Origin of the sequence: Paraburkholderia sp. HD33-4 (assembly GCF_021390635.1) — a bacterium.
GTDB lineage: Bacteria > Pseudomonadota > Gammaproteobacteria > Burkholderiales > Burkholderiaceae > Paraburkholderia.
This window is the reverse complement of record NZ_JAJEJS010000002.1, coordinates 229,423-242,509: the sequence shown is the minus strand read 5'-3', so window position 1 is coordinate 242,509 and position 13,087 is coordinate 229,423. Positions and strand designations below refer to the sequence as shown.

Here is a 13,087-nt window from a genome sequence, read left to right as displayed (position 1 = left end):
GTTGTCCGGCTGCACCGGGCCGCTGTCGACGCTCGAGCCGTCGGGCCCGGCCGCCGCATCGATCGCCGGATTGTGGTGGGTGATGCTGGCGGGCGCGGCGATCCTGTTCGCGATGGTGCTCGCGCTGTTTCTGATGACGGTCTTCCGGCCCGGCTGGGGCTCGCACGTGTCGCCCGCGCGCTGGATCGTGCTCGGCGGTCTGGTCCTGCCGGCAGTGATCCTGATCCCGCTAGTCTGCTACGCGCTCTACGCGGGCGAATTGCTGTTGCCGCTGCGCGCGCATGCGCCCGCGCGCATCGAGGCGATCGCCCAGCAATGGCGCTGGACCTTCCGCTATCCGGAACTCGGCAACGTCGAAACCGAGAACGTGCTGCATCTACCCGCGGGCACGCCGGTCGACATCGCCGTGACCAGCATGGACGTGGTGCACGCATTCTGGATCCCCCGCTTCGCGGGCAAGATCGACGCGGTTCCGGGTCACCACAACCTGCTGCGCATCGAGGCCGATCAGCCCGGCCAGTACGCCGGACAATGCAACGAGTTTTGCGGCATCGGTCACGCGGGGATGCACTTCACCGTGATCGTCGATCGCCCGGAAGATTTTCCGGCTGCTGTCAAAAGCGCCGCCGCCAACGGGGAGGTGAAGAAATGAGTGTGCCCGTCGAGCCGCCGTCACAGGGCATCACCGCGCTGCGGCTGCATCGCCAGCTTGCCGCGATCTGGGCCACCGGGCCGGGCGTGCAGAAGCTGGCCGCGGTCAACCATACGGTCCTCGGCATGCGCATGATGATCACGTCGTTCGTGTTCTTCGCGATCGCCGGGATTCTCGGCATGCTCACGCGCGTGCAACTCGCCACACCGCATGCGGCCTTCATGGACGTGGAGACCTATAACCAGGTCTTCACGATGCATGGATCCATGATGCTGTTCCTGTTTGCGATCCCGATGGTCGAAAGCTTCGCGGTCTATCTGACGCCGAAGATTCTCGGCACGCGCGACTTCGCGTTTCCGCGCCTGACCGCTTACGGCTACTGGTGCTATCTGTTCGGCGGCACGATCCTGACCGTGTCGCTGATTCTGCGCAGTGCACCCGACGGCGGCTGGTTCATGTACACGCCGCTCAGCTCCAACGTATACACGCCGGGGCTGAACGCCGACGTCTGGCTGCTCGGCATCACGTTCGTCGAGATTTCGGCGCTGTCGCTCGCGATGGAAATCGTCGTGTCGATCCTGAAGATGCGCGCGCCCGGCATGTCGCTCGATCGCATGCCGATCTTCGCGTGGTACATCCTCGTCACCGCGATGATGATGATCGTCGCGTTTCCGCCGCTTATTCTCGGCTCGATCCTGCTGGAAGTGGAGCGCGCGTTCAACCTGCCGTTCTTCGATCCGACCCGCGGCGGCGATCCGTTGCTTTGGCAGCATCTGTTCTGGCTGTTCGGCCACCCGGACGTGTACATCATCTTCCTGCCGATGGCCGGCGTCCTGTCGACGATGATTCCGGTGTTCGCGCGCCGCAAGCTGGTCGGCTATCGCACGATCGTCGTCGCGATCATCGCGCTCGCGTTCCTGAGCTTCGGCATCTGGGTTCACCACATGTTCACGGTGGGCATTCCGCATCTCGCGCTCGCGTTCTTCTCGGCGGGCTCGGCGATCGTCGCGGTGCCCACCGCGATCCAGTTCTTCGCGTGGCTCGCCACGCTGTCACACGGCCGCCCCCGCTGGGACGTGCCGATGCTGTACATCTTCGGCTTCTTCTTCGTGTTCACGTGCGGCGGCCTCACAGGCGTGATGCTCGCGATCGTGCCGTTCGACTGGCAGGCGCACGACACCTACTTCGTGGTCGCGCATATGCACTACGTGGTGGCGGGCGCGCTCGCGTTTCCGATGCTCGCCGCGTTCTATTACTGGCTACCGCTGCTGACCGGGCGCACCGCCGTGCATAAACTTTCCGTGCCGGCGTTCTGGCTCGTGTTCATCGGCTTCAACATGACGTTCTTCATGATGCACCTGACCGGCCTGCTCGGCATGCCGCGGCGCGTCTTCACCTATAGCGGCGATGAAGGCTGGAACTGGCTCAATCTGCTGTCGTCGGTGGGCAGCTTCGTGATGACGATCGGTTTCGCGCTCGTCGTGATCGACATCATCGTGCAACTGCGTTTCGGCCAGCGTGTGCGGCGCAATCCGTGGGACTCGACCACGCTCGAATGGGCGATGCCGATTCCGCCCGCACCGTACGCGTTCGCGTCGATCCCGCACATCGACGCCGAAACCGAAAAGGTACCCCCGGGCCAGCTAGCGACCTCGCTCGCGCGCGGCGAAGGCTATCTTGGCTTCACACGCAATGGCTGGCAGGAGACGCTAGGCGTGCATATGACCTCGGGCGAGCCCGAGCAATTGATCGTGCTGCCGAACTCGACCTATCTGCCGCTCGTCACCGCGCTCGTGACGGCCGCGGCGGTGCTCGCGATGCTGTTCAAGTTCTATCTGCTGTCGGTCGCATTCGCGATCGTGACGTTCGGCCTCTTCATCTACGCGGGCCAGAGCGCGGGCCACGCGCGCGATTATGGCGCGCTGCCGGTCGGCCGCGGCGTCAGCGTGCCGCCGCATACCGAGGTGGCCGGCGCGCCGTCATGGCTTTCGCTGATCTGCGCGCTGGTCGCGAACGGCACGCTGTTCACCTCGCTGATCTTCGGCACGTTCTATCTCTGGATCGCCGCGCCGAACTGGCCGGCCGCGGTCGCGCCGCATCCGAACCGTCTGCTTGCACTCGTCGCGGTCGTCGCGCTCGCGGTGGCCGCGGCCGCCACGCGTGGCTCGTTGCGGGCGGCTGCCGCCGAGCGCAAACCGCACGGCACGATCGGGCTCACCGCGATCGCGCTGATCGTTGCGCTCGCCGCCTGCGTGATGCTGATCAGCGGCGTGACGCCGAATCCGCGCGAGCATGCGCTCGGCGCGACGGCCGCGGCGCTGCTCACGTATATCGCGGTTCACGCGGGCGTCGGCCTGCTGTTCCTGATCAGCAACGTGCTGCGGGTCGGCGCAGGCTTCGTGTCCGCGCGCCGCCTGACCGATTTGCGCCTCACGCGCCTGTGGGTCGATTACACGCTGGCGACGGGCATCATCGCGCTCGGACTCGTGCTCGCGCTGCCGAGCCTCGTCGCCATGCTGGGAGCCAGACCATGAATGCGCGCCCGCTTTCGCCACGGCGCCTGTGGTGGCTCGCCGTCGGCTTCACGATCTGGTGTCTCGCATTCGTGATCCTGTATGCGCTGCACGCGATCGGCTGCGCGTTCGCGTGGCCGACCGGGCCGCTGCGCGCGAGTCTCGCGATCATTCTGCTGCTGCATCTGATCGCGATCGGCTGGCTATGGCGCTATCGCGCCGCGACCCGCGACCCTGGACCCGAACGCATCAGCTCGTTCATGCATACCGTCGTCGTCTGGACCCTGATCGCGGCGCTGGTCGCGACCGTGATCACGTTCGGGCCCGCACTTCTGCTCACTACCTGCGTCTGAGCGCGGACCGAGCGCGAGCGGGGCCGCCGCACCCCGGCATGGAGAAGCATCCGATGCAATCTCGAGATCTCGCGCGCAAAGCCATCTGGTCGATCATCTATCTACTGTTCATTCTCGCGCCGCTGTTTGCGCTGCTGACCGGCACGCTGCCGCCCGCGCGCAACTTCGGCACCGAATTCTCGGTAGCGCTCGGCTACTCCGGCCTCGCGATGATGGGCCTGCAATTCGGTCTCACGGCGCGGTTTCGTCACGTGACCGAGCCGTGGGGCGAAGACGTCATCTACCATTTCCATCGACGCGTATCGCTGCTCGCGGTCGGCCTCGTCGTCGTGCATCCGCTGATTCTGTTCGCGATCCGCTCGGACAAGGTCGCGATGCCCGACTCGCTGCTCGAGGTGCCGTGGGGCGCGTGGTTCGCGTTCCTGTCGATCGGCTCGGTGATCGTGCTGGTGATCACCGCGCTGTGGCGCAGGCAGCTGAAGATCCCTTATGAACTTTGGCATCTGTCGCATATCGGGCTCGCGCTCGTCGCGATCTTTGGCGGCGTGTTGCATATGATCGGCTGGGGCTTTTATCTGACCGATCCGTTCAAGCGCACGCTGTGGATCTGCATGACGTTATTCTGGATCGCGCTGCTGCTGTACGTGCGTCTGTTCAAGCCGCTCTTCATGCTCAGGCGTCCGTACCGGATCGCGCAAGTGCGCGCCGAACGCGGCGACACCACGACGCTCGTGATGCAACCCGACGGCCACGCAGGCTTTCGCTTCAAGCCCGGCCAGTTCGGCTGGCTCAACGTGTGGGGCAGCCCGTTCAGGATCACCGGACATCCTTTTTCGTTCTCGTCGAGCGCCGAGGCCGCGAATGGCCGCGTCGAAATGACGATCCGCAATCTCGGCGATTTCACGAGCCAGGTGAAGACGATCGAGGCGGGTCAGCGCGTGTATCTGGACGGACCGTATGGCGCATTCACGATCGGCCATCCGACCGACATGCACGTGCTGATCGCCGGCGGCATCGGCATCACGCCGATGATGAGCATGATCCGCACGCTCGCCGATCGCGGCGACCGACGTCCGCTCGTGCTACTGTACGGCGGCAAGAGCTGGGATTCGCTGACTTTCCGCGAGGAACTCGATGCGCTCAAGACGCGGCTAGATTTGCGCATCGTCTATGTGCTGTCGGACCCGCCCAAAGGCTGGAGCGGCGAAACCGGGCGCATCGACGCCGCGATGTTCCAGCGACATCTGCCGCCCAGGTTCGCCGATCACGAGTACTTCATCTGCGGCCCGGACCCGATGATGGATGCGATCGAAACGGCGCTCGGCGAAATGAAGGTGCCGCGCATCCGCTACCATTCCGAACGCTACAGTTTCGTCTAGGAGACTTGCGATGCGTCGACTGCTAGCCAATCGTCTCGTCGTTGCCACCGGTGTGATCGTCGTGGCGTTATCGCTTCTTTTCGCGTATCTGCGGGTCGGTTCGCCGCATTAACGCCCGGTTACGCTCATGACGGGCTCGCGGCGCGCTTTTCCTCATGCTCGAAGGTTGAATCGATATGCCCTACTTCTTTGGAATTGGTCTTCACGTATTTATCGCGATCTTTTTCGCCGTCCACGCGATGCGCAATAACCAGGGCATCTACTGGCTATTCATTCTGTTTGCCTTTCCGCTGCTCGGCAGCATCGTGTATTTCTTCGCGATCTATCTGCCGGGTCTGCGCCATTCGCGCGGCGCGCGCGTGGCCACCCAGGCGATCACGCAATTCGTCGATCCGAATCGTGCGCTGCGTGAAGCGCGCGCCGCTTTCGAACGCGCGCCGACCGTGCAGCATCGGATGCGGCTCGGCGAGGCGTTGCTCGCGGCCGGCAATCCGCGCGAAGCGCTCGAACATTTCCAGGCCGCCGCGAACGGCCCATTTGCGAACGATCCCGCGCTACTGCTCGGCCTCGCGCGCTCGCAGTTCGCGCTCGGCAACTCCCCGGCCGCCGATGCGACCTTGGCGACTCTGTTCTCGGTGAATCCGCACGCGCGCAATCAGGGCGAGCCGGCGCTGCTGTATGCGCGCACGCTGGCCGCGCTGAACGCGCCGGGCGCACGCGCGGCATTCGAACACGCGCTGACCTGCGCAACCGACGTCGCGCCGCGCTGCCTGTTCGCCGACTGGCTCGCCGCGCAGCCGGAAGACGCGGACCGCCGCCGCGCCGGCGCGCTCTATGCGGAAATCGTGCAGGACGCCAAACATTGGCCGCGTCACGCGCGCGAACATAATCGCGAGTGGCTGCAGCGGGCGCAGGCCGCGTTGGCGGCGGGTGCGGCCAGAACGTAAGTGAGCGGAGGAGAACTTCGATGCAACGGCCGACCCGATCTTTTGCTTCGGCGCTGTACGCCGCGATTGCGGCGGTTTCTTTCGGTGCCAGCGGCGGCGCGTCGACTTCCGCGCACGCCGCTGGCACGGAGAACCCGTTCGAATGGCCCGAGTCGTTCGTCGTACTCGGCGATGGCTATCCGCACTCGGGCGATGCCTGCCGGCGGCTCGGCGAGTCGGCCGCGACCGCGAACTATCTCGACCATCTGGCGATGCTGGTCGGCTGTCCCGGCTCGCGCGACAGCGCCGCCGTGCACGCGATCCTCGGGCATCAGCGGCACGCGCGCGTGGTCGGCGAAGCGGATGGCGTGACGCTGATTTCGATTTCGACTGAAAGCGCTCAGGCCGGCTCGCAGAACGGCCCCGCGCCCGTGAAGGAATCGCCGCTCAGCGCGAGCGGCACACTCCCGTGCGAGCGCGGCAACGGACAGATCAAAACGATGTGCAAGTTCGGCGTCGTGCATCACAGCGATCGATCGACCACGGTCGTGGTCTACTGGCCCGACGGCACGACGCGGGCGATTTTCTTCGGCGTCAACGGGCGGGTGATGGGCACAGCCGCGTCCGCGAGCGATCGGCCGATGCCCGGCGACACGCTGACGCGCAAGCATGCCGGCATCAATCTGATTTCAGTCGGTAACGAACGCTATGAAATCGAGGACACGGTGCTGTCCGGCGGTTGAGTTGCGTTGAATCACATCGACGCAAGCCTGGCGCGGTTTAATTCCTGATTCGCCGCGCATCACTTTCATTTCCCATCCCCTCTCTTCACGCCGTCGCGCCGATTCCACGCGGCGTGCACAGCGACATCATCGCTCCAGCATTCGGCGTGCCGTGTCCGTCAAAATATTAGTAATAATTCTGTCAAGCCTCCGGCGTATGCGGATCGCGTAAGCCGCACAACGCTTGATTCTTTCAATTCCGTAAAACGCGCATGCGGGATTACCCCAAGCCGTCAAATCGATATTATTGACTAATATTATTACCTACCGGGCGCTCGGCACCGACCCCGCCGGCTTTCGTGCGAAGCAACCATCTAGATCCGTACAACTAAGTATCTTCAACCGATCAGCGGTTCAACAGGAGGAGGTCATGATGTCGAGAAGAATGGGATTAGTGGCGGTCTGGCTGGCGATGGCCGTCGGACTCGCCGCGTGTAACGGCGACAATAGCGGCGTATCGGCATCGCCGGTGGCGAACGCGGCCGCTTCGAACGCGGCGGCGTCCAGCAACGCAGCGCAATCGAATTCGAATGCATCGGCGAACAACAATTCGACGTCTACCCCGCTGCCCTGCGACGCCGCCGCCACGGCCAACACACCCTGCTCCGCGGCGCACAGCGTGACCCGGCTGCTAACGAAGAACTACACGGGCCCACTGTTCCAGATTCAACGCGCGTCCGACAACACGACGCTCGACGTTTATCCGTACACCAACGCCACGCTGAAAGGCGGCGACCGCTCGCTGGTCGGCTCGGCGAATGTGCAGAGCACGCAATCGTTCTGTAACAACACGACCTGCTCGGTCACCTACATCTACGATCAGATCGATCTGGTCGCGCCGCTGAAAAACGGCGCGTTCGGCAATGTCCCCGCGACGCTGACGCTGAACCAGGACGGCACGGAATCGCTAACCGTACAGAACGGCAGCAAAACGACCACCGTGCCGGTCCTCAACGGCTTCGCGACGATCACGCTGCCGGGCACCTCGGGCACCCTGACCGTGCAACTGCTGCAACCGCCGACCGCCTTGACCGCACAAGCGCCGACGCAGCAACTGACGATCGGCAACGACTTGCCGGCGCTTGCCGGCACTCCGACGAAGCTCGCGTTCGTCACGACGAACGGCGTGCAGATTCCGGCGCTCGGCACACTGGCCGGCCAGGCCTATCGCAAACGCTTCGGCACGGTGAACCAGTCGATCGGCGATAGCGAAATCGCCGAGTACATGGTGGCCGGCGCGCACTACAGCCAGTCGTCGACCTGCTGCGGCACCTACGGCAACATGGAAAGCAGCGCGAATCCGAGCACCTATGCGCACGGCGAAGTGGAAGGCGAGATGTTCGCGCTCGCGTTCTCGAACGGCAACGCGGCGGTGTTCGGCTATTGCGACGGCGACTCGATCCAGCCGTCGAACGTGAAAGACCCGGTGTGCAACGCGCTCGATACCAACTGGCCGGGCGTCGATGCCGAAGCCGGCGTCTATCTGTACGGTCCGCAGCAGCCGGCGAAAGAGAAGTTCGTCACGGTGCTGTCGAAGTACTCGCCGCTCACCGCGTCGAATCTGTTCGCGGTCAAAGGCGGTTCCGCTTCGCAAAGCGTGTTGACGTCGCTGTTCGATCAGGCGCCGCCTGAAGCGCTGATTTTCGGCAACGATGCCGGCCATGCATTCAACGGTCAATGGCAAGGCGGGCTGTCGCTCGGCGAAGGCGGAGACGGTAGTGCCGCGCCGATCCAGTTCTTCGAAGGCGCGATCATCACGAAGGCAACCTCGGATACGACCGACAACGCAATCCAGTCGAGCATCGCTAGCTTCTACGGGCCGCCGACCAACGCGGCCGCGTCGGCCTGCTATGCAAACAACCTGATCAACTCGCCGCTCAGTCTCGCGACGCCGGATGCGTGGTTCCAGTCGAACGGCGGCACCGCCGTGCCCGCCACCGACATCTCCGGCGTCGATCGCGGCGCCGCGACGGTCACGAGCACGAACGGTTCGGCCGTGTCGAACATCCACGAAGTGATCCGAGTGCAGGGTGGCCAGTCGTACACGTTCACCGACTACGTGCTCGCCACCACCAACGCAACGGTGTTCCCGGGCGGCTCGATCCAGACCGACGACCCTAGCGGCACCGAGTTCGGCTGGGTGCTGAACACGAACACCGGCGCGATCGTGCGCGGCACATGGGGCGGCGGGCAAGCGACGGCGCTCACCGCGGTGAAATCGGGCAACTGGTGGAAAGTGACAATGACGCTGACCGCACCGGCTGGATCGAACAATGCGCAAGTGTTCATCGACCCGCCCACGTCAAGCAGCGCGGGCGTGCGTTCGCAGCAGGCCGCGTATCTGAGCGCGACGCACTACTGCCCGAGCCTCGCGATCCTGAGCGGCGCGAAGTCGTAAGCACCATCAGCGCGACGCGGCCATCGATGATTCGTTGACGCGTCGCGCAATTGAAGGCACACTCGCTCGCTATGCAAGCCCTCACGACCCACACCGTCGCCACGCATCATCATGCGCATGCCCGCGTGGGACTGCCTGTGGGGACTCGCATACGCATACGCCGCTAGACATCATTCGCAGCGACATGCGCCAGAAAGCCCCGCCGGCAACGACGGGGCTTTTTGTTTTCCTCGACCTGATCCGCTCATCGAACGAAGGATTGCCGCCATGACACAGGAAGCACAGACGCCCGCCATATCGAAGACCTTTGCGACGCCCATCGATCTTTACCGCGCCCTTGCTCACGTATGGTCGGGCGATACGTCGAGCCCGAGCCACGCATGGTCGGCGACGAATCCCGCGCAGAATCATTGCAGCGTTACGTCTCTGATCGTGCAAGACTGCTTCGGCGGCGAGATCCTGACGACGCGTACGGCAGGCGGCACGCACTTCTACAACCTGATCGACGGCAAGAGATGGGATCTGACCGTCAGCCAGTTTGCCGAGCCGATTCCATTCGACGATACGCGTTCGAGCCGTGAGGCGGCGTTGGCGGATACGTCGCGGGAGAAATACGAATTGCTGAAGTCGAGGCTCGTCCAAAGCCAGCCGAAATAAACGCTCGATCAACCGCGCGTGGCCGAACCGCATCGATACGCGGTTGGCCACGCGATGCCACTTCAACCCACCACTTCCTGCTTTCCCGGAATGCCCTGCCCGCGCAGCGAACACCCACGCGTTTCAGGCACGAATGGTGGACGCCGGCTCCGTGTGGAGTCGCGTCGTAACGCCTGATCTCCATAGTGAAGCCAAAACAGGGCGGAAAGATATTGTCCTAGAGCATTCGAAGCGAAATAAATGTGGGGCAGGATGCAGGAGCTTGCTGCGGTGAAATCGGTAATGGAGCGCCGATCGGACGCCTGAACCCTCAGCGATGCAGATACCGACGAGCCAACGCCTCATACAGCGGCGGTGCGAACAGCTTCGACACCTGGCTCGAAATCAGCGCGGTGGCCATCAAGGAAATCACCAGCGCGTGCCCGTTGATCATTTCGATCACGATGACGAACGCCGTGATCGGGCTCTGCGTGACGGCGGCCAGATAGCCGACCATGCCGAGCGCAATCAGCATTGGCAACTGCATCTGTCCGGAGATCATGTGCAGCGCGTTGCCGATGCCCGCGCCGATCGCCAGTGACGGCGCAAACAGGCCGCCAGGAGTGCCGGGCAGGTACGAGCCCACCATCGACGCCATCTTCAGCACCGGATACGCGGCACCGAGCTGCGAATGGCCTTCGAGCATACCGCGCGCTTCCGCATAGCCGCTGCCGAACAGATTACCGCCGCTCGCCACGCCGATCGCGGCGATGAACAGGCCGCACAGCGCGCCGAACGCCACCGGATTTTCGCTTCGGAGCGCAAATAGCCGGGCGGGCATCCATCGGCCGGTGTTGAGCAGCAGCCAGCAGAACACGCCGCCCGCGACCCCGGTGATCACGCCCACCAGAACGACGGCGACGACCAGCAGATCGGGCAGATTGCCGCCGATCGCGATGGTGCCGAAATAGACATAGTTGCCCTGCAGCGCCAGCGAAACGACGCCGGCAAAAATGATTGCCGTGATGATGATGCCGCTGGTTCGCGCCTCGAAGCTGCGCGTGAGTTCCTCGATCGCGAAGACGACGCCCGCGAGCGGCGCGTTGAATGCGGCGGACAGACCGGCGGCCGCACCCGCGAGCGCGAGCCGGTGTTCGAGACCAACGCCATGGATGCTGCGCAGCCGTACCGGGTAGAAGCGCCGGAGGCTGAACATCAGTGCCGCGCCCACATGAATCGTCGGACCTTCACGGCCGATCGTGAATCCGCCGAGGATCGCAAGGAACGACAGCGCGATCTTGCCGACCAGAATGCGCAGCGTGAGCAGACGCGGGCCGAGTTTGCGCACATCGTGCAGCGTTGCAATGACCTGTGGGATGCCGCTGCCTTCCGAGCCGGGAAACCAGCGGCGCGTAGCCCAGACGCTGAACGCGGCGATGGCCGGGGTGATGAGAAGCGGCAGCCACCAGCTGTGGGCGGTCATTCGCAGAAAGACCTCGTAGCCGAAATCGATGAGCCGCGCGTACATGACCGCGACGAGCCCCGTCACGACAGCACCGAGCCAGAAAACACCAAAATACAGCCAGCGTCGCCGTCCGCGCAGAATCGCTCGACGGTCGATAAGAGTTGAAAATCGCATGGGAGTGCCGGGAAAATGCCGTTTAAGGCACATTGTGACATAAATTATCCATGCGCCTGGCACGATCCGTCGGTCCATGAGCGGGAAGTCTAGTGCTAGCTTTCCGCTCCGTGGAACACCCAGCCGAACGCACCGTAGATCGCCTTGTGTTGCGCCGCGAGTTCGAGCAGGAACCTCTCGCCCGTGGACGTGAGATGGACCTGGACCTGGCGACGATCGGCGGGATCGGGTTTGCGCATCACGAGTCCCGCCGCTTCGCAGCGCGACACGAGCGCCGCGGTGCCGTTGGGTGCCGCCTGCAACCGCTCGGCGAGTTCGCCGACGGTCGCCCATCGCCGATCAGGAAAGCCACACACGTGCAGCAGCAGCTGATATTGGAGCGTGGTGATGCCCGCGGCGTTGGCGATCTCTTCGGAAGCGCGCAGAAATTTGCGCAGGTCGTAGCGGAATGCCGACATTGCTTCGAGGTCGCGCTTGCCCGGAAGTTTACGTCTGGAGGTTTTGACTGGATTCATGTCGGTTGTTACTCGCTCACGGCAAAAATTAAAAGCACGCACGGAGCGCCGGCTTCGAGCGTGAGCATCCCGAGCCGCGCTAGAGCAATCCCGCAAAATGCGCCAGCAAGAACACGACCGCGCCACCCGCGATCAGCACCAGCGCATTGATACGCGTCCACATCACGAGCACGGTCGCAAAGACCGCGGTAAGCCACGCGATCCAGCCGCCCTCGAGTTGCTTGATCAGCACGTACACGGCCGCGAGAATCAGCCCGGCAGCGACCGGGCGCAAGCCGGCCTGCAACGCGTTCAGCCAGCGCGCGCCTTCGTGCCTGTTCCACACGTGCACGACGCCGTACATCAGGAACGCCGTCGGCCCGAACAGCGCAAGAGTCGCGACGAGCGCGCCGCCGAGGCCGCCGACCTGGTAGCCGATCAGCGTCGCGAGCAGCGAGCCGGGACCGGGCGCAAGCCGCGCAATCGCGAAGTCGCTGAGGAATTGCGCATGGGTCATCCAGTGGTGCACGTCGACGACCTGGCGCTGCACTTCGGGGATGATCCCCTGACCGCCGCCGACGGTGACGATCGACAGCGGCGCAAAAACCGAAAACAGGGCGATGAGGGTTCGGTACACGGCGGAAGCTTTTCTGGAGTTTGACTAACGGCGATCCAAGGCGATCAGGGCTGACGCGCATCGCGCACGTATTCATAGCCGACGCTCAACGCGCCCGCGATCAGCACGGTCCACACCAGCGACACGCGAAACACCGCGGCCGCCGCGAACGTCGCGAGCAGCACCAGATACGGAAACACGCGACGCGGCAGCCGGCGCGCCGCGGTGATCGCCATCGACAGCGACAGCCCGATTGCGCCGGCCGCGGCGCCGGCGAGCGCAATATGCGTCAGCGGAAACGATGCGATCGCCGAGAAGAACACGCCGAGCAGAATGATCACGACGGCCGGCGGAAAAATGATGCCGCAGAATCCCGCAACGGCGCCGCGCCAGCCGAGCAGCCGGAAGCCGATCCAGATCGCCAGATTCTTGATGTTGACGCCGGGCAGCGCCTGCGACAACGCGAGGCCGTTGAGAAATTCGTCTTCGCTCATCCAGTGCCGGACGTACACGAACTCGCGCATGAACCAGCCGCTCAGCCCGCCGCCGAAACTCGTCAGGCCGATGCGCGCGAAAATCAGAAAGAGACCGAGCGAGGTCACTTCGCGCGGCGGCGGTGCGTGGTGCACCGTGGCGTCTTCGGGTGCCGATACCGGGTCGCTGACGTCTTGCCCGTGGGTGGCTTTGGCCAATGCTCGT

At 64.1% G+C, this 13,087-nt stretch carries 13 protein-coding genes; 8 read left to right on the top strand and 5 right to left on the bottom strand.

Features of this window, described 5'->3' with window-relative positions:
- Position 1: 1 nt before the first annotated feature.
- From coxB to L0U84_RS20970, 6 genes are all read left to right on the top strand, one after another.
- Positions 2-652 carry a cytochrome c oxidase subunit II gene (gene coxB, locus L0U84_RS20995; protein ID WP_233852372.1) on the top strand — a complete coding sequence of 217 codons (651 nt, stop codon included), beginning with the start codon at positions 2-4 and terminating at the stop codon, positions 650-652.
- Positions 649-3,186 (top strand): cytochrome c oxidase subunit I, encoded by a 2,538-nt coding sequence (gene ctaD, locus L0U84_RS20990; RefSeq protein WP_233852370.1) that lies wholly within the window; start codon positions 649-651, stop codon positions 3,184-3,186. Before coxB ends, ctaD begins: the two co-directional genes overlap by 4 nt.
- Positions 3,183-3,518 (top strand): hypothetical protein, encoded by a 336-nt coding sequence (locus L0U84_RS20985; RefSeq protein WP_018423781.1) that lies wholly within the window; start codon positions 3,183-3,185, stop codon positions 3,516-3,518. The genes ctaD and L0U84_RS20985 overlap by 4 nt, the downstream gene beginning before the upstream one ends.
- A 53-nt stretch (positions 3,519-3,571) precedes the next feature.
- A complete protein-coding gene (locus L0U84_RS20980; protein ID WP_233852369.1) occupies positions 3,572-4,897 on the top strand; it encodes a ferredoxin reductase family protein in 1,326 nt (441 codons plus the stop codon).
- A 176-nt stretch (positions 4,898-5,073) separates the two neighbouring features.
- Positions 5,074-5,844: a tetratricopeptide repeat protein gene (locus L0U84_RS20975; protein WP_233852368.1), complete on the top strand. Its 771-nt coding sequence runs from the start codon at positions 5,074-5,076 to the stop codon at positions 5,842-5,844.
- A 20-nt stretch (positions 5,845-5,864) separates the two neighbouring features.
- A complete protein-coding gene (locus tag L0U84_RS20970; protein WP_233852367.1) occupies positions 5,865-6,566 on the top strand; it encodes a hypothetical protein in 702 nt (233 codons plus the stop codon).
- Between the two features lie 393 nt (positions 6,567-6,959).
- On the opposite strand, the gene L0U84_RS20965 is transcribed toward L0U84_RS20970, so the two are convergent.
- Positions 6,960-7,199, bottom strand: coding sequence for a hypothetical protein (locus L0U84_RS20965; protein ID WP_233852366.1), 240 nt, complete (start codon positions 7,197-7,199; stop codon positions 6,960-6,962).
- A 25-nt stretch (positions 7,200-7,224) separates the two neighbouring features.
- Between L0U84_RS20965 and L0U84_RS20960 the strand changes: the two genes are divergently transcribed.
- Both L0U84_RS20960 and L0U84_RS20955 read left to right on the top strand, forming a co-directional pair.
- Entirely contained in the window at positions 7,225-9,003 is a 1,779-nt protein-coding gene (locus L0U84_RS20960; RefSeq protein ID WP_233852365.1) for an arabinofuranosidase catalytic domain-containing protein, read from the top strand.
- A 267-nt stretch (positions 9,004-9,270) separates the two neighbouring features.
- On the top strand, positions 9,271-9,660 hold the full coding sequence (locus L0U84_RS20955; RefSeq protein ID WP_233852364.1) for a YunG family protein: 390 nt from the start codon (positions 9,271-9,273) through the stop codon (positions 9,658-9,660).
- A 310-nt stretch (positions 9,661-9,970) separates the two neighbouring features.
- Here the strand turns inward: L0U84_RS20955 and L0U84_RS20950 are convergent, their stop codons facing one another.
- From L0U84_RS20950 to L0U84_RS20935, 4 genes are all read right to left on the bottom strand, one after another.
- Positions 9,971-11,278 (bottom strand): chloride channel protein, encoded by a 1,308-nt coding sequence (locus L0U84_RS20950; protein WP_233852363.1) that lies wholly within the window; start codon positions 11,276-11,278, stop codon positions 9,971-9,973.
- Positions 11,279-11,373: 95 nt separating this feature from the next.
- Positions 11,374-11,793: a MarR family winged helix-turn-helix transcriptional regulator gene (locus L0U84_RS20945; protein ID WP_233852361.1), complete on the bottom strand. Its 420-nt coding sequence runs from the start codon at positions 11,791-11,793 to the stop codon at positions 11,374-11,376.
- A 79-nt stretch (positions 11,794-11,872) separates the two neighbouring features.
- Positions 11,873-12,409 (bottom strand): chromate transporter, encoded by a 537-nt coding sequence (locus L0U84_RS20940; protein WP_233852360.1) that lies wholly within the window; start codon positions 12,407-12,409, stop codon positions 11,873-11,875.
- Positions 12,410-12,453: 44 nt separating this feature from the next.
- The gene (locus tag L0U84_RS20935) at positions 12,454-13,080 is read right to left on the bottom strand and encodes a chromate transporter (RefSeq protein ID WP_233852359.1); all 627 of its coding nucleotides are present in this window, start codon (positions 13,078-13,080) and stop codon (positions 12,454-12,456) included.
- Between the last annotated feature and the right edge of the window lie 7 nt (positions 13,081-13,087).